We start from the raw sequence: 16,197 nt of genomic DNA on the forward strand, positions 1-16,197 counted from the left end.
TATGCTTAAATGAAAAGAAAATTCAAAGCCGGACTGCCACACTTCACCTTCGGTATGCAGGGCGCTGCCGCACTTTTTCTGGGAGCACTGGTCGCGGTTTTTGTGATGAACGGAGCCGGTTTAAGCCTGAGCTTAATGTCCGGGAAAGCCATTGTTGCACATGATGCGTATCTCATCATCAGCAACGCAGTCATCTGGATGGCGGCCATTTTCGCCTTTGATTATTTTATTTGCCGAAAACAAACGGGCATGAAGCTTAATTTTAATTTATCGGCTAAAAATTTCTCCACTTACGCCTTTGTTTTTCCTCTGATGGCGGGTATGATGCTGATTGCGGATTTTGTAACCGCACAGATTCCTGTAACCGGACCGTTCTTCGGACCCATGTATGAATTCTTTTCGGAGCTGATGGAGAAGATGACATCTGATACTGCCACATTGTTTATTTTGGCGGTGGTCATGGCACCACTTTTTGAGGAAATTGTATTCCGCGGGATCATGCAGAAAGGGATGATTAACGGAGGCATGAAACCCACCTCTGCGATCTGGATTTCGGCCATTGTGTTTGGTCTGGTACATGCCAATATCTGGCAGTTTACCGGTGCGGTGCTGCTGGGATATGTGCTGGGACTGGTGTATCACCGGACCAAATCCCTACTGATGCCTATTTTATTGCACGCCTTTAATAATTTCGTTTCGCTTCTTCTGATCCATTATACGGATACAGAAAGTTTTGCAGATGCCTTCGGGGTTTCATCCTATATTTTGCTGGCCGCCGGAATCGCATTGTTTGGAATATTTTATTACTTTTTCACAGAAAAATACGAGATTGCACACGCAGAAGATTAAATTTATGACTGAAGAATTACTGGTTGCTACTCACAACCTGCATAAAAAAGAGGAAATCCAGCAGATTCTGGAGGGCGAATTTCTGGTGAAAAGCCTCACCGATTATGCCCTGCATGATGAAATAGTGGAAGACGGCCTTACTTTTCATGAGAATGCATTCATCAAGGCGCAGTATTGCTACAGCAAAACCGGAGTAGCCAGCCTGGGAGATGACTCCGGACTGGTAGTGGAAGCGCTGGATGGCAGACCCGGAATTTACTCTGCCCGATATGCCTCAGACCATGATTTTGCACAGAATATTGCCAAAGTACTTGATGAGTTGGAAGGAGAATCTAACCGGAAGGCCTATTTCGTGACGGTATTGTGCTACATGACGGCAGATGGTCCCCAATATTTTGAGGGCAGGGTGTACGGAAATATTTTAACCGAGAATAAAGGCACGCAGGGATTCGGGTATGACCCGGTTTTCGTGCCCGATGGTCATGAGGTGACCTTTGCCGAGATGCCCGCCTCAGAAAAAAATAAAATCAGCCACCGGAAGAAGGCGCTGGATTTATTCCTGGATCATCTGAAAAACCGCGTCTGATGCAAGGCGCATTGGCAGAATAAATAACTTTTTTACCTTTAACCGTACCTTTTCGGATTTAATTTTCAAAACACCTTGAGTACCTATCTAACCATCCTCGGATTCAACTCTGCAATTCCCACCGTGAATTCATCGCCCACCGCACAGTTTCTGGAAATGGAAGAGCGGCATTTTCTGATTGATTGCGGCGAGGGAACCCAGGTGCAGCTGCGCAAAGCGAAGGCCCGGTTTTCCAAAATCAACCATATTTTTATTTCCCACCTGCATGGCGACCACTGTTTCGGTTTACCGGGACTCATTGCCAGTTTCCGCCTGCTGGGCAGGGAAACCCCGATTCATATTTACGGCCCGAAAGGCATCAAAGAGATGTTGGAGACCATTTTCCGGATAAGCGAAACCCACCGCGGCTTTGAAATAATTTATCATGAACTGAGCAATACCGTTTCAGAGAAAATTTATGAAGATAAAAGGGTGGAGGTATTTACTATTCCGCTGGATCACCGGATTTACTGCAATGGGTATCTCTTCCGCGAGAAGCCCGGAGAGCGGCACCTGAATATGAAGGAAGTAGCGAAGTATCCCGAAATTGAGACCTGCGATTATCATCTGATCAAACAAGGTCATGATTTTGTGCTGAGTGACGGATATGTGGTCAAAAATGAATCGCTGACACTGGAGCCCACCCGGCCAGTAAGTTATGCGTTCTGTAGTGACACCCGCTATCTGGAAAGCATCGTGCCTATTATAGAAAGTGTAGATGTGCTGTATCATGAAGCCACTTTTCTGCATGATTTAAAGGAAATGGCAGATTATACCGGGCATACCACCGCACTGGAAGCTGCCAGAATTGCGCGCAAGGCCAATGTAGGAAAGCTGATACTGGGGCATTTTTCCAACCGGTATGGCAACCTTTCGGTTTTTACAGATGAAGCCCGCACGGTGTTCCCCAATACGTATCTCCCAAAGCAACTGGAGGCGGTGAAAATCAGCCGGTAGGCATTTCAGGAAATTCATTTCAGGTTTACTATAAATTAATTTTGACAAACCAAATTAAATTGTATCTTGCACCCAATTATTTAATGCGGAATTCAATCAATGTTCATATGTTCGTTTCTTGATTTCAGATTACATAATCAACATTTTAATTATTTTTTTTTATGAACATTTTTATTTCAAATCTTAACTATTCAGTAGTTGAGTCCGAGTTGCAGGCATTATTCGAAAATTACGGTGCAGTAGATTCGGCAAAAGTTATTTCAGACAGAGAAACAGGAAGAAGCAGAGGCTTCGGTTTTGTGGAAATGCCGAATAACGAAGAAGCATTAAAAGCAATTGAAGAGCTGAATCAGCAGGAATTCAAACAAAAAGTACTGAACGTAACCGAGGCAAGACCACGTGAAGAAAAGCCAAGAAACTTTGGTGGTGGTGGCTTCAACCGCGGAAATGGTGGCGGAGGCTACAACCGTGGCGGAAACGACAGAAGAAGAGAGTGGTAATCACAGCATATTTACGCTAAACATAAAGCCCGGTTTTTGCCGGGCTTTTTTGGTGCTGCTTTGTGGAATCTTAAATTGTAAATCTCTTGAAATAAAAAATGCGACATCACCTTGTCGCAGAGGTAGAAGATTGAAGTCATCGCTCTTCGTTGCAAATATTTAAATTCTTCTTGGATAAATCCTGTGCGCTGCTATTGCCGGTAACAAACAAAATCAGGAGGAGTACAGATTTCAGAATCATGCGACCGAAAATTACATCTGTACGATTGTCTTGCTTCTGGTGAGGAGAATCCTCAGATTCAGAATAAGCAGGATGAAAGTTCCCACTACCGGCCAGATCACCAGAAAACTATCTACAATATCCCGGGTGTTTACCAGAGAATCATACATGTTTTTCCACGCCGTAATCCCTCCTATGGTACTGAAAAAGGTGACATAACCTACGATTCCCAGAGCCAGCAGCAAAGTTTTGATTTTGATGTGGCGCTCTACCCGCGAGAACAGTTGTACCACGAGTGCTATAAATCCGCAGATGCCACAGAGTACTGCAATCAGAATGAAAATGGATTCCAGCCTGAAATCATCCACAAAATCCTGTAAAATGGACGGAAAAAACAAAATGGACACCCATAATAAATAAAATGAAGGAATAAGCGCGCTCAGCGTCAGCAGTCTGTTCAGTAAATTGTGTGTGTTCAGTTTCATGGCCGTGATAAAATTCAAAGATACTCATTTTCGGAGGTTGGCGAGGAAAAAACGAAACTGTTTTTTATCGTGAATTCCTTGCCCGGCTGGTATGTGTTTATTTTTTCTCCATACTCCATCTTTATTTTCCAGTCACAATCCATATCACTATCTTTGCGCTCACTAAAACAACAGGGCAGAAGAATCACAATGATGATGCCCGGATTATTCAAAATTTTCATCTATGAAATGTGGTATCGTAGGACTGCCGAATGTGGGTAAGTCAACGCTTTTTAACTGTTTGAGCAACGCCAAAGCACAGTCGGCCAACTATCCCTTCTGTACTATAGAACCCAATCTGGGAACCGTATCCGTGCCCGATGAGCGCCTTAATAAACTTCAAGAACTGGTGAAACCCGAGCGTGTGCTGCCGGCCGTAGTAGAAATTGTGGACATTGCCGGACTGGTAAAAGGGGCCTCTAAAGGTGAAGGTCTGGGAAATCAGTTCCTGGCCAATATCCGCGAATGTGAAGCCATTATTCATGTGCTCAGATGTTTTGATAACGGGAACATTGTACACGTAGAAGGTTCCGTGGATCCAATCCGTGATAAGGAAATTATTGATATAGAACTGCAGCTGAAAGACCTGGAAACCGTGGGAAAAGCGGTAGAAAAAGCCAAAAAATTCATCAAATCCGGAAAAAAAGAAGATATTCTGACCTATGAAACGCTTCAGGCGTTACAGAAATTCCTGGAAGACGGCAGAAATGCGCGCGAGTTTGAAACGAATGATCTTACACAGTCCATTTTGGATGAGGTACATCTGCTGACCAAAAAGCCGATTCTCTATGTGTGCAATGTAGATGAAAATTCCATTAAAAATGGCAATGAGTGGATTCCTAAAATTGAAGAAATGGCCGCCAGAGAAGCTGCCGAGGTTGTGGTTCTTGCGGCACAAATTGAAGCCGATATCAACGAACTGGAAACCTACGAGGAGCGCCAGATGTTCCTGGAAGAACTGGGACTGCAGGAGCCAGGCGTAAACCGTCTGATTCGTAAAGCATATGATTTGCTGAATCTGCAGACTTATTTCACCGCCGGAGTAAAAGAAGTGCGTGCATGGACCATAGAAAAAGGATGGACTGCACCGCAGGCAGCCGGCGTTATCCATACGGATTTTGAAAAAGGTTTCATCCGTGCAGAGGTCATCCGCTATGAGGATTTCGTACATTACGGTTCTGAAGCCAAAGTGAAAGAAGCCGGTAAAATGGGCGTAGAAGGAAAAGAATACATTGTGCAGGACGGAGATGTGATGCATTTCCGGTTTAATGTGTAACGCTGAATATTTTAAAACATATCACCAGGCCGGAATTTTTCCGGCCTTTTTTTTTGTGACTTTTCTCATCAGATTTATTGACCTGAATCAATGGGTATGATGTTTATAAATGGTACCTTTGTAGTAATAAAAAACCAACTAAAACCAAATTACAATGTCACATTTTAAAAACAAAACGATCATTATTACAGGAGCTGCTATGGGGCTTGGTCTTGCAACAGCAGAAGTGCTGGCACAAAAAGGTGCCAATATTGTCCTGGTAGATTACAACGAAGAAGCACTGAACAAAGCCAGAGAGGAACTTGCAACCCGTTATCCGGATGCCAGATACGTCACCGTAGTGGCAGATGTGTCTGATGAAGAGGCGGTAAAAAATTATGTAAACAAAACTGTGGAAACTTTCGGAACCATAGACGGGTTTTATAATAATGCCGGAATAGAAGGCCGCCAGGCTCCGATGGTGGACTATGATATTGATGTATTCAAAAAAGTGGTAGATATTAACCTGATGGGCGTTTATTACGGATTGCGCTATGTGATTCCGGTGATGCAGAAAAACGGGGGTGGTAAAATCGTGAACGCGGCCTCCGTAGGTGGAATCCGGGGTGTGCTGAACCAGACTGCGTATGTCGCGACCAAACACGCCGTGGCGGGAATTACCAAAAATGCCGCACTGGAATATGGTAAAGACAGAATTCTCACCAATGCCATTGCGCCGGGAGCAATTCTGACGCCTATGGTGGCAGAGGCTTTCAAGCAGGTGAATCCGGACGATCCTAAGGCTGCAGAAGCAGAATACGCATCGCACAACCCTACACGCAGACTGGGATTGCCTCAGGAAGTAGGGAACCTGGTAGCCTATCTGCTCAGCGATGAAAACGGTTACGTTTCCGGGCAGATTATCGCCATAGACGGTGGTGAGTCCAATATGTACGGAAATCCGTAAGTTCCAGACTTGGCAGTAAGATCATGGCTCCGTAATGTGCGGAGCCGTTTTTTATTTAGGGGAATGTTTTTGGACAATACGAACTGGTGCCAGCTTAAATCCGCTCCAGTTCATCGGCTGAAATCTGGGTTTTAAACGTGCCGTAATTCACCGTCACTTTGTCCTTTGAAATCTTTTCAATAGTGCCCACAGACGTCGATCCTTTAATCCGCACGCGCTGACCGGTTTTCAGCCAGACTGCCCGCTCCTGCTGTTTTTTCTCTTCGATCTGCTCCTGCACTTCAGCAATTTTTTCTTTTACTTCGTCTTTTTTCAGTTGCTGGGTGATCTTCCGCTTTACTACTTGCAGCCGCTTGCTCTCGTCCTTATCACTTCCCAGTTTCCGGTATTTTTCCTGCTCCAGAATTTTCACGAAATCCTTTACCACTTCCTTGCGGGATTTCCCTTTGACATAGGAGTCTATAAAGCCTTCAATTTTGTTTCCGAACTGTAATTTGCGGTGTTCCTCTTCATAAAGTTTCTGAAAGTTAAAGAGTTTGTGCTGCAGTTGCTCATTCAGTTTTTGCAGATTATCACGCTTGTCTTCCACAGATTCCTTCTGCTCGGTAAGATTGGATTTTAATTTTTCTACTTCAAATTTTTCCTGCTGAAGTTTTACGATGGTTTTATCCAGATTCACCACGTCTTTTTCTACTTTTTCGCGGGCTTTTTTAATGATGAATCGCGGGATGCGGTTTTTTTCGGCCACTTCAAATGTAAATGAACTTCCGGCCTGGCCTACCTCCAGTTTGTACAGCGGTTCCAGTGAATATTCATCAAAGAGCATTGCCGCATTTTGTGCATTGGGCAACTGCTCAATCACGAGCTTAATGTTGGTGTAATGGGTGGTAATGATGGCGAAACTCTTCTTGTCATAGAAATATTCCAGAAAAGCTTCGGCCAGAGCACCGCCCAGTTCAGGATCAGACCCGGTCCCGAATTCGTCTATAAGCAAGAGGGTGCTGGCATCTGCATCGCGAATGATGCCGGCCATTTTTTTAAGCCTGGAAGAGTAGGTGGACAGGTGATTTTCAATGGACTGATTGTCTCCGATATCCGTCATGATCCGGTCAAAAAAGAACATTTCAGATTTGGGATGCACCGGCACCAGTATTCCGCTTTGAATCATCAACTGGAGCAAACCCACTGTTTTCAGGGTGATGGATTTTCCACCCGCGTTGGGTCCGGAAATGCAGATGATGCGGTTGTGTTCCGTAAAAGTTAGCGTTTGAGGGAATATTTTCTTCTGTTCTGCTTTGTTTTGCAGCCAGAGCAGCGGGTGATAGGCATCTTTCAGTCTCAGGGTTTTATGCCGGTTTATTTTGGGCAAAACGCCATTGATGCTTTCCGCAAATTTGGCCTTAGCGCGGGTGAGATCCAGATCAAAAATATACTGTTGATAAGCTGCAAGCTGGGGTTCATATTCGGCAATCTCAGCGGTAAGTCTGCGCAGGATTTTGTCGGTTTCCTTTTTTTCTTCTTCCTGATTTTCCCGCAATTTGAAATAATGCCGAACCACAGATTCCGGCTGTATATAGGTGATGGAGCCTGTTTTGGAAATTCCCAGCACCCGCCCGGAAACCCGCTTTTTGAACCCGGATTTTACAGCAAGAACCCGCTGGTCATCAATCACCGTTTCGCGGATGTCCTCCAGAAAATCGGAAAACTGACCCATGGCGCGGTTGAAATTTTCATCAATGGCTTTCCTCGCATGCTGAATTTCTGCACGAAGGGTTTTCAGTACAGGCGACGCTTCACTTTTAACTTCCCCGAAACGGTTGAAAACCTTATCTGTTTTGTCAATGATTTCCTTCCGGAATTCCAGTTGCTGTACCTCGCCCAGAAGCGTGGGAAATGTTTCTGCGAACGCCGGAAAAAACTTCTGCAGTCTGCCTATTTGTTCGGTGATGGCTTTTATTTTCATGAATCCCTGGTTTTCCAGCCGGTAATTCTCAATCACCATCAGTTTCAGTTCGGTTTCTATGTCCTCATATTCATGAAAGGGTATGGCGTTGGAACTCTCAAAACTGGTCAGGAATTCTGCGGTCTTTTTTAAAGAAATTTCTGCTTCCTCTACCGCCACCGGACGCAGTTGCATCAGGTGTTCTGCAGTGCGAGGTGAGTAAGCATAGGGAGTGATTTCCGAAAGTAAAATCGGAAACTCCAGTTCGTCTAAGTCTTCTTGATCTATGTGCACGGTGCAAATTTAGTTTTAAACCGATGAAATGACAATGATTAGCATCAAAACTTTGCCATTCTGTATGAGGAAGGGGAGTTTTTCATTTTGAAGTGAAACTTTTATTTCTTTTAAAAGTTTAAATTTGTCCCGCATCAATTTTAAAATCTTTTTTCATGACCTGGACCGAAATTCTTGCGCCTGTAAATAATTCTGATTACTTCAAAGATTTATGGGAGAAGGTGAATGAAAATTATGCGCAATACCAGTGTTTTCCACCAAAAAACCAGATTTTTCGTGCTCTTGATCTAACGCCTTTCGAGGAGGTGCGCGTGGTCATCATCGGCCAGGATCCTTATCATAATGATGGCCAGGCCAATGGTTTGTGCTTTTCCGTTTCCGAACACGTAGCGGCGCCGCCTTCATTAAAGAATATTTTTACCGAACTGAAATCAGATTTGGGCATAGAGCGCTCTGCACAGGAGTTAGATGACTGGGCGAAGCAGGGTGTGTTACTGCTGAATGCAACGCTTACCGTACAGGCACACAAACCTAATTCGCATAAGGATCTGGGCTGGGAAACGTTTACGGATTTCATCATCCGTGAAATTTCCGCACGCAGGGACCAGGTGGTTTTTGTGCTTTGGGGGGCTTTTGCTCAAAAAAAATCGGTCCTGATTGATGAATCCCGTCATTTGGTGATTAAGTCTGCACATCCTTCTCCGTTTTCGGTATATCGGGGTTTCTACGGAAGTAAACCGTTTTCCAAAATCAACAATTATCTTGCGGATGCTGGTCACCCGGAAATTAAGTGGTAATCATTTGGAGAGCTGGCTGACTTTCAGTTTCAGGACATACTCACCGCGGTTTTCTTCTGCAGGTCTCCGGGTGGTGGGTTCAGGAGTGATTTCGGTAAGGGTAAACCGGTATCCGGCAAAATCAAAGTTTTCCACATAACCTCGTTGCGCATTGCTTTGTGTGGAAAGCAGAACAGTTTTTGGTCTTGTGTACACACCCATCAGTTCAATTTCTACAGTGGCCACGCCTTCCCAGGCACAATTGGCACCCTCAGGACAGCGGCTGTCTTCTGTAACTTTCTTGAAAGCAATATTCATCTGTTGTTGATCCAGAAATTTCCTCTCGCCTTCTTTCAGAACTATGTATTCCGAATTTTTCTGTGAATTTACGTGAGTTTCAGCGGCTTCAGGATCGCTAGATGCGATTTTTTGGGTTTGGCAGGACATCAGCGACATGGTCAGTAATCCGGTGATGAAAAGGTGGTTAATCATAATGCTGATTTTTAAATAACATCAAATAAAACCACCAAAAACATTGCCAATCCCACCAGAAAATTGAATCCGGTGCCAAAAATAAAGCCTACAAATGCACCTTTCATGGAGTTGAAAGCCTTTTTCGGGTCTTTGGAATCGTGCAGCAGCTCGCCTGCAAAAACGCCAAGGAACATTCCGATGAGAAATCCGAAGGGCAGCGGAATGAAAAACATTCCTGCAAATGTCCCGATGACCGACCCGATGCTTCCCCAGCGGGTGCCGCCATAGCGCCTGTTGGTTTTGGCGGGTATCACATAATTCAGCACAATGGACAACAATGTGAGCGCAGAAAAAATCCAGATATAAACCATGGAGAGCTCAGATTCTGTGCCGAATTTGTAAATCAGCAGCCCGCAGAGACTCATCAGCAAACCCGGAAGTATGGGCAAAATGGTTCCGGCCATGCCCAGAATGAGGAGAATAAAACAAACAAGTGTAATGAGTCCGTGGTCCATAATGCTGTATTGATGAATCAAATGTATCAAAAAAATAAAAAAGCGACAGAAATTTCCGTCGCCTTTCACTAAAAAATATTTAAAATCTGAATTAAAGATTCAAAATAACATACTGCAGAATCGGTGCTGTATTGCCTATATTTCCGGAAGCATGGTTGTGGAAAGTGGTATAGAAAATGGTTCCGCTGGCTGAGGTGCCGGAGCATGGACCCAGTGAGTCACCATGACCCACGTGTGCCGGGAGAGCATTCTGGTTGATGGTGATGGTCACAGGAGTACCGCCGGCCACATGGCAGATGGTCACCATATTATTGTTGGCCGGATTTCCTACCGTAAGGGTGGGAGAAGTCGGGTTCTGAAAATTGTTAGACCGGATCATCAACGCTTCATTATTGTACTGAACCATTACGTCCCAAAAGGTGGGTTCATAAGCGGTAATCCGCTGCCAGGCGCCCAGGTCATACTGGATGTCCAAAGTATTAAACCCGATGGCGTTGGCCAGATTCACATTGGTCACATCTGCATTGCTGTAAGTAGTGGCTGAGCCGTTATTTGTAGAACAAAGCAGGGGGTCGGGCAGGAAGCCACCCGGGATATTACAACCATTGGAATTGGACTGGCCGCCGGTGAGGTAGGCTACATCCCAGTCCGAGGCATAAATGGAACCACCGTTGGTCACGAAGGTCGCCAGATTGTCATAAATCATGGTATCGGAATTGGGCGTGCTGGTTCCGGAGTTGGTCTGGGTGCGCGATCCGCAGTTAAGAAAAATAATATCATACAGTGCGATGGTGTTCATGTTTTTCAGGTCATCATAATCAATTTCTGTGATGGTGTATCCCAGGTTCTGTACAATGTCTTCAATTTCATCATAACTGCCTTTTACATAAGCCATATTAGCAATCTGGTTCAATTTTGTAAGTGATGCATCTGCAGTTACATTCTGACCTTCCGGCAGGTTGATGTTGAACTCGGTGCGAAAATTGGTTCCGTCGCCGGTCTGGATATAGACCGTGTGTGAACCGGGAACGGTTTCCAGAGTGAAGTCGCCCTGCGCATCAGAGTGCGTAAAGTACATTTTGTGTTGGGCATCAAAGGTGAAAATCAAGGCGCCGCCCACGGGTTGTATGCCATTCTTTGAAAAAACTTTACCGGTAACCGATGCTTTTTTTGCTTCGACTTCAACAGGGTGGCTTACCAGTACACTGTTGTCTTCTGTGCGGATACAACTGTACAGAAACAGGAGCGCACACGTCATAAAAAGGTAGGAGATTTTCTTCATGTGATGTGGAGTTTTAGGGTTAGTTTTTTTAATTTGATAACAAATGTACATATTCATGATGAATTAATCATAAAAGGGCGCTTAAAATTTTCAATAATTTTAATATGATGCGAATTGGCTGTATGGTTATTAAAATGGTTTTTTGTTTTAAAGTGCGGGGATTATTAGTAATTTTGCGGGAATGAAAGATGAACTGAAAGAAACCCAGGGCTTTTTTGAGGCATTAAGCAATGAAATTCATCGTTTTATAGCCCAGAATGTGCCGGATGCATTGGTGCTGACTGCTCAGATTGCTGCGAAACTGTTGTTTTTCGTAGTCATCATTGTGGTACTGAATTTCATCTACGAAACACTCTTTAAGGCAATTCACTCTGCTTTTTACCGGAAGTTTAAAAAGACGCCGGTCATACAATCTCTGTACGAGAGTAAGGTACTGAATTCGGTGGCCAATTTTATGGCACTCGGTTTCGGGCAGCAACTTATAGAACCCATCATGGGCAGGCATCCCAACAGTCATACGTTGCTGGAACGCACGTTTACAGTGCTGATGATAATTGCCGGCTATGTGATGTACAAGCGGGCGCTTCATTCCATTGAAAGGTATTACGTTCTTCGCCAGGATTTCTACCGCATTACAGCCATACGCGCTATTACGTCCACACTGCTTATTATTGGTGGTCTGATTTTCGTATTCCTGGGAATTTCTGCAATCTTCGGTGTGAGTACAACTTCCATATGGACCAGCCTTACAGCCATGACAGCGGTCATTATTCTCATCTTCCGGGATACCATTCTCGGCTTTGTCACCGGAATCCATGTATCGCTCTCCCGAAATGTGAAGGTGGGAGACTGGATCGGGATTCCCAAATACAATATTGAAGGAACCATTGCAGACATTAACCTGCTCACTACCAAAATTCATAATTTTGATAAAACGGTTTCTACGATTCCTACCTATGACCTGCTCAGTACTGAAATAAAAAACCTGCAGGTAATGGCCGAGGGCAACCGGAGAAGGATTAAAAAATCAATCTACTTTAACATCAATTCCTTTAAATTTATTGACAGAGATTCCTTTGATCAGTTAAAGAAAATTAATCTCATTGAAGATTACCTGAGCGAACGGGAAGCTGAAATTTTCCCGCAAAGTCAGCATATGCCCAATGCAGATCTCCTCATTAACGGGCGGCAGCTTACCAATATCGGGGTCTTCCGGAAGTACGTGCATCGGTATCTGAAACAAAATCCCCAGATTGACCAGAATGAAATCGTGCTGGTGCGGCAGCTGGATATTACGCCGCAGGGAATGCCCCTGGAGCTTTACTGCTTTGCCAATCAGGCAGCTCTGGCAGATTTTGAAGATATTCAGGCCAATATTTTTGACCATTTGCTGGCTTCTGCCAAGGTTTTTGATCTGGAGATTATGCAAACCAAAGTATAACCCTTTTTTAAAGATAAAATAATCCCACTGCGGATTTCAGTCATGACGAAACTAAGTGTAAACATCAATAAAATAGCCACCATTCGTAATGCGCGGGGCGGCGAACTTCCCAGTGTGACCATGGCAGCTGTAAAACTTCAGGAATACGGCGCACAGGGCATTACCATTCATCCCAGGCCAGATGAAAGACACATTACCCGCAAGGATGTGTACGACCTGAAGCCGCTCATTACCACAGAATTTAATATCGAAGGAAATCCGCACCGCCCGTTTGTAGATATGGTTCTGGAGGTGAAACCCGAGCAGGTAACCCTGGTGCCTGATGCAGACGATGCCATCACGTCTAATGCCGGCTGGGACTGCCGGAAGCATCAGGAGTTTCTGAAATCCGTTATTGGTGAGTTTAAAAACGCAGGCATCAGGACCTCCATTTTTCTGGATCCCGATCCGGAAATGGTGAAATTTGCAGCAGAAACCGGTACAGACCGCATAGAACTCTACACCGAGGCGTACGCCAGGGAATATCCGCAATCTCCGGAAAAAGCAATCAAGGATTATTATGAAACTGCACTGGAAGCTACAAAATACAATTTGGGCATCAATGCCGGACATGATCTCAGTCTGGAAAACATCCGCTATTTTGCAGAACAGATTCCCAATCTGCTCGAAGTTTCCATTGGTCATGCACTCATTTCCGAAGCATTGTACCTGGGAATGGAAAACACCGTGCAGGGCTATCTGAAGCGGTTGGCAAAATGGTAACCTGCTCTTTTATTTGAACATCATTAACACATCAAACGGAACAAAACATGGAACACAATATTTTACATTCAAAGATTTACGGTGAAGACAAACCCGGAACACCACTGCTGGTTTTTCACGGTCTTTTTGGCATGCTGGATAACTGGGGGAGTTTCGGAAAAATTTTCGGGGAATATTTCCCGGTGCACCTCATTGATCTCAGAAACCATGGCAAAAGTTTTCATTCCGAAGAGATGTCCCATGATGCCATGGCGCATGACATTACCCACTATATGGATCATCATGGCATGGCCAAAGTAAATCTGCTGGGACATTCACTGGGCGGCAAGGCGGTCATGCAGTTTGCCATCAAGTATCCCGTAAAGGTGGAAAAACTGATTGTGGTAGATATTGCCCCGAAGGCCTATCCGCCACACCATCAGGGCATCATCAAGGCGTTGCAAAGTGTGGAGTTCGAAGAAGATACCACCCGCCAGGAAGTGGAAGAAGCTCTGAAAATCTATATCCCCGAAATGTCTGTCATTCAGTTTCTTACAAAAAATCTGTACTGGACCGATGATAAAATACTGGCATGGAGGTTCAATTTGCCCGTTTTATCAGAAAAGTACGATGAATTTGTAAGTAATGCCGTGAAGTTTGGTGTGTTCAGCGGTAAAACACTTTTTATTTCGGGTGCCAAATCAGATTATATTTTACCGCAGGATAATTTCCAGATCAAGCAGCAGTTCCCGGACTCTTCTGTAGTGCAGGTGAGCAATGCCGGACATTGGGTGCAGGCAGAAAATCCTAAAGAGTTCAATTCCGTAGTTCAGGATTTCCTGCTGGAAACGCGGAAAGCCTGAAAGAATCTTTTTCCGGAAAATTAAAAATATTTACGCCGTTCCGATTTCAAAAATGCGGGATTCTTCGTTAATGTTCTTCACCACGTTCTCCGTTCTTTCTTTATGAGTATCGGTGATCAAAATCTGCCCGAAATGCTCGTGGTTTACCAGCTCAATCAGTTGGGAAACCCGTAAGTCGTCCAGTTTGTCAAAGATGTCATCCAGCAGTAAAACCGGTGTTTTGCCGGTCAGTTCCCGTATGCGGTTCATCTGTGAGAGTTTCAGGGCGATTAAAAACGACTTTTGCTGTCCCTGGCTTCCTGTTTTTTTTAAGGAATGACCGTTCATTCCGAAAATCAGATCGTCTTTATGCATCCCGCGTGAGGTGTAGGTCAGGATACGGTCTTTTTCCAGATGAGATTCCAGGATGCTTTGGAAATAGGCAGGCAGGTCTCCGTTTCCGGCATCATTCAGATCTGACTGATAGTTCACCGTTATCGCCTCTTTTCCGCCGGAAATCAGTTCGTAATACTTCTGAATCAGGGGCATTATGGCTTCCATAAATTGTTTTCTCCGGGTGAAAATAGCCGTGCCGTATTTGATGAGCGGTTCGTTGTAAATCTCTAAACTTTCAGCATCAAAATAGCGGTTTTTGGCAAAGTTTTTCAGCAGGGCATTTCGCTGCTGTACGGTTTTCTGATATTGAATGAGATTAAAAAGATACCCGGAATCTGTCTGTGAAATCATGGCATCCAGAAACTTGCGGCGACTCTCTCCGGAATCCGAAATCAGATTCGAGTCGTAAGGCGAAATCATCACACCCGGCAGAAAACCGATGTGATCTGCTATACGGTCGTAGGCTTTATCATTCTTTTTAATGATTTTTTTTGCTTCGCGGGGTTGCTGGATTTTCAGAATGTTCAGTTTTTCACCATCGTGAATTTCAGCTTCTATGCTGAAGAAATCTTCGCCGCTGCGGATGTTGTTCACGTCTGTGTTGCCCAGGAAACTTTTGCCTACAGACAGGTAATGCAGCGCATCCAGAATATTGGTTTTACCGGCGCCGTTATTGCCCACCAGACAATTGATCCGGGGTGAAAAGTCAAAAGTGGCAGCAGGATGATTTTTAAAATTGATGAGCTGAAGTTTCTGGATGATCATGCGCCAAAATTACTCAAAAATTGTCTGATTTGAAGCATCATGAATGAATGGACTGTGCCGATCTGCACTACCGGTGGATCTATTGGATCAAAAGCAGGACAGCGAGCGGCAGACCGCTGCAACTTTCCACTAAAACTGAAAAATAGGAGTCGTGATTGCTGTTTTCGGCAAAGTAAATGAGGATAAAGGTGAATACCGCCGTAATGAACAGCGCCGCAGCATAAACCGTCTGCAGGTGAAAAGCCGAGATCATCAGGCTGAAAAAAATCAGGACATACGCCAGATACCGGGTATTTTGGACTCCAATCAGCCGCGGAAAAGTCACTACATGATCCACCTTCATGTCGCGGATGTCAAACGGCAGCACGAGTGCGGTAACAAAGAGGAGGCTGATGGTGAAAACAGCGGCGTCAAATTCCGGGAGAATCAGCCATGAATTGATCAGTGCCCAGGTTAAACCCACATAGAAGACCTTTAACAGTGGAATTTTTCTGATGAACCGGTCCAGGAAAAAACTGTTGTACAATAATCCGAGCAGTACGATGACCGCCCACCGGAAAAGCCTTTCGATATTGTGATTGTGAATGATAAGCACAGCAGAAATAAGTCCGCAAAGTACATTGAATGCAATGATTTTCCACAGCAACCTGCGGTTCATCTGAAATTTTGTGTACAGATAACCGCTCAGGAAGGTGATGAAAATAAGTGCGATGGTGGGGGCTTTCACGATGTTCTGTTGCAGCATAAAAAATACGGCCAGTAAAGTTCCCATCAATGAAACGTAAATCTGACTGTTTATAAGATATTTTTTTGCTAATTTTAGAATCTGCAT

17 protein-coding genes are annotated in these 16,197 nt (G+C 44.5%); 10 read left to right on the forward strand and 7 right to left on the reverse strand.

Features of this window, described 5'->3' with window-relative positions:
• Nucleotides 1–9: 9 nt before the first annotated feature.
• The 4 genes from LKO26_RS11110 to LKO26_RS11125 all read left to right on the forward strand — a co-directional run bounded on the left by LKO26_RS11110 (nt 10) and on the right by LKO26_RS11125 (nt 2,931).
• A complete protein-coding gene (locus LKO26_RS11110; RefSeq protein ID WP_227587937.1) occupies nt 10–849 on the forward strand; it encodes a CPBP family intramembrane glutamic endopeptidase in 840 nt (279 codons plus the stop codon).
• 4 nt (nt 850–853) lie between these two features.
• Nucleotides 854–1,435 (forward strand): RdgB/HAM1 family non-canonical purine NTP pyrophosphatase, encoded by a 582-nt coding sequence (gene rdgB, locus LKO26_RS11115; protein ID WP_227587938.1) that lies wholly within the window; start codon nt 854–856, stop codon nt 1,433–1,435.
• A gap of 75 nt (nt 1,436–1,510) precedes the next feature.
• Nucleotides 1,511–2,431, forward strand: a complete 921-nt coding sequence (locus LKO26_RS11120; RefSeq protein WP_227587939.1) for a ribonuclease Z — start codon at nt 1,511–1,513, stop codon at nt 2,429–2,431.
• Nucleotides 2,432–2,592: 161 nt separating this feature from the next.
• Entirely contained in the window at nt 2,593–2,931 is a 339-nt protein-coding gene (locus LKO26_RS11125) for an RNA recognition motif domain-containing protein (RefSeq protein ID WP_227587940.1), read from the forward strand.
• 252 nt (nt 2,932–3,183) lie between these two features.
• Here LKO26_RS11125 and LKO26_RS11130 read toward each other — a convergent pair whose 3' ends face one another.
• The gene (locus LKO26_RS11130; RefSeq protein WP_227587941.1) at nt 3,184–3,654 is read right to left on the reverse strand and encodes a hypothetical protein; all 471 of its coding nucleotides are present in this window, start codon (nt 3,652–3,654) and stop codon (nt 3,184–3,186) included.
• Between the two features lie 205 nt (nt 3,655–3,859).
• Here LKO26_RS11130 and ychF point away from each other — a divergent pair, with 205 nt between their 5' ends.
• Together ychF and LKO26_RS11140 are read left to right on the forward strand one after the other, a co-directional pair.
• The gene (ychF, locus tag LKO26_RS11135) at nt 3,860–4,951 is read left to right on the forward strand and encodes a redox-regulated ATPase YchF (protein WP_227587942.1); all 1,092 of its coding nucleotides are present in this window, start codon (nt 3,860–3,862) and stop codon (nt 4,949–4,951) included.
• A gap of 154 nt (nt 4,952–5,105) precedes the next feature.
• Entirely contained in the window at nt 5,106–5,897 is a 792-nt protein-coding gene (locus LKO26_RS11140) for a glucose 1-dehydrogenase (protein WP_227587943.1), read from the forward strand.
• 94 nt (nt 5,898–5,991) lie between these two features.
• Here the strand turns inward: LKO26_RS11140 and LKO26_RS11145 are convergent, their stop codons facing one another.
• A complete protein-coding gene (locus LKO26_RS11145) occupies nt 5,992–8,133 on the reverse strand; it encodes an endonuclease MutS2 (protein WP_227587945.1) in 2,142 nt (713 codons plus the stop codon).
• 155 nt (nt 8,134–8,288) lie between these two features.
• Here LKO26_RS11145 and LKO26_RS11150 point away from each other — a divergent pair, with 155 nt between their 5' ends.
• The gene (locus tag LKO26_RS11150) at nt 8,289–8,930 is read left to right on the forward strand and encodes a uracil-DNA glycosylase (protein WP_227587947.1); all 642 of its coding nucleotides are present in this window, start codon (nt 8,289–8,291) and stop codon (nt 8,928–8,930) included.
• On the opposite strand, the gene LKO26_RS11155 is transcribed toward LKO26_RS11150, so the two are convergent.
• The 3 genes from LKO26_RS11155 to LKO26_RS11165 form a co-directional block, all read right to left on the reverse strand.
• Complete coding sequence (locus LKO26_RS11155; RefSeq protein WP_227587948.1) at nt 8,931–9,401, reverse strand: hypothetical protein; 471 nt, start codon at nt 9,399–9,401, stop codon at nt 8,931–8,933.
• An 11-nt stretch (nt 9,402–9,412) separates the two neighbouring features.
• A complete protein-coding gene (locus LKO26_RS11160; protein ID WP_227587949.1) occupies nt 9,413–9,898 on the reverse strand; it encodes a DUF456 domain-containing protein in 486 nt (161 codons plus the stop codon).
• A gap of 91 nt (nt 9,899–9,989) precedes the next feature.
• Nucleotides 9,990–11,180, reverse strand: a complete 1,191-nt coding sequence (locus LKO26_RS11165; protein ID WP_227587950.1) for a carboxypeptidase-like regulatory domain-containing protein — start codon at nt 11,178–11,180, stop codon at nt 9,990–9,992.
• Between the two features lie 181 nt (nt 11,181–11,361).
• Between LKO26_RS11165 and LKO26_RS11170 the strand changes: the two genes are divergently transcribed.
• Genes LKO26_RS11170 through LKO26_RS11180 form a run of 3 tightly spaced genes read left to right on the forward strand, consistent with a single transcriptional unit; the run spans nt 11,362 to nt 14,225 of the window.
• Nucleotides 11,362–12,621: a mechanosensitive ion channel family protein gene (locus tag LKO26_RS11170; protein WP_227587951.1), complete on the forward strand. Its 1,260-nt coding sequence runs from the start codon at nt 11,362–11,364 to the stop codon at nt 12,619–12,621.
• Nucleotides 12,622–12,663: 42 nt separating this feature from the next.
• Entirely contained in the window at nt 12,664–13,383 is a 720-nt protein-coding gene (locus LKO26_RS11175; protein WP_227587952.1) for a pyridoxine 5'-phosphate synthase, read from the forward strand.
• 47 nt (nt 13,384–13,430) lie between these two features.
• Nucleotides 13,431–14,225, forward strand: coding sequence for an alpha/beta fold hydrolase (locus LKO26_RS11180; RefSeq protein WP_227587953.1), 795 nt, complete (start codon nt 13,431–13,433; stop codon nt 14,223–14,225).
• A 30-nt stretch (nt 14,226–14,255) separates the two neighbouring features.
• On the opposite strand, the gene recF is transcribed toward LKO26_RS11180, so the two are convergent.
• Both recF and LKO26_RS11190 read right to left on the reverse strand, forming a co-directional pair.
• Nucleotides 14,256–15,365 carry a DNA replication/repair protein RecF gene (gene recF / locus LKO26_RS11185; protein WP_227587954.1) on the reverse strand — a complete coding sequence of 370 codons (1,110 nt, stop codon included), beginning with the start codon at nt 15,363–15,365 and terminating at the stop codon, nt 14,256–14,258.
• A 79-nt stretch (nt 15,366–15,444) separates the two neighbouring features.
• Nucleotides 15,445–16,137 (reverse strand): hypothetical protein, encoded by a 693-nt coding sequence (locus tag LKO26_RS11190; RefSeq protein WP_227587955.1) that lies wholly within the window; start codon nt 16,135–16,137, stop codon nt 15,445–15,447.
• Nucleotides 16,138–16,197 lie beyond the last annotated feature (60 nt).

Origin of the sequence: Chryseobacterium sp. MFBS3-17 (assembly GCF_020687745.1) — a bacterium.
Taxonomy (GTDB): domain Bacteria; phylum Bacteroidota; class Bacteroidia; order Flavobacteriales; family Weeksellaceae; genus Marnyiella.

Coding starts and splice junctions, on each gene's coding strand:
- LKO26_RS11160 (WP_227587949.1), bottom strand. CDS start 9,898: ATGGACCACGGACTCATTACACTTGTTTGTTTTATTCTCCTCATTCTG.
- rdgB (WP_227587938.1), top strand. CDS start 854: ATGACTGAAGAATTACTGGTTGCTACTCACAACCTGCATAAAAAAGAG.
- LKO26_RS11175 (WP_227587952.1), top strand. CDS start 12,664: ATGACGAAACTAAGTGTAAACATCAATAAAATAGCCACCATTCGTAAT.
- LKO26_RS11170 (WP_227587951.1), top strand. CDS start 11,362: ATGAAAGATGAACTGAAAGAAACCCAGGGCTTTTTTGAGGCATTAAGC.
- LKO26_RS11110 (WP_227587937.1), top strand. CDS start 10: ATGAAAAGAAAATTCAAAGCCGGACTGCCACACTTCACCTTCGGTATG.
- LKO26_RS11125 (WP_227587940.1), top strand. CDS start 2,593: ATGAACATTTTTATTTCAAATCTTAACTATTCAGTAGTTGAGTCCGAG.
- ychF (WP_227587942.1), top strand. CDS start 3,860: ATGAAATGTGGTATCGTAGGACTGCCGAATGTGGGTAAGTCAACGCTT.
- LKO26_RS11150 (WP_227587947.1), top strand. CDS start 8,289: ATGACCTGGACCGAAATTCTTGCGCCTGTAAATAATTCTGATTACTTC.
- LKO26_RS11165 (WP_227587950.1), bottom strand. CDS start 11,180: ATGAAGAAAATCTCCTACCTTTTTATGACGTGTGCGCTCCTGTTTCTG.
- LKO26_RS11190 (WP_227587955.1), bottom strand. CDS start 16,137: ATGGGAACTTTACTGGCCGTATTTTTTATGCTGCAACAGAACATCGTG.
- recF (WP_227587954.1), bottom strand. CDS start 15,365: ATGATCATCCAGAAACTTCAGCTCATCAATTTTAAAAATCATCCTGCT.
- LKO26_RS11140 (WP_227587943.1), top strand. CDS start 5,106: ATGTCACATTTTAAAAACAAAACGATCATTATTACAGGAGCTGCTATG.
- LKO26_RS11155 (WP_227587948.1), bottom strand. CDS start 9,401: ATGATTAACCACCTTTTCATCACCGGATTACTGACCATGTCGCTGATG.
- LKO26_RS11180 (WP_227587953.1), top strand. CDS start 13,431: ATGGAACACAATATTTTACATTCAAAGATTTACGGTGAAGACAAACCC.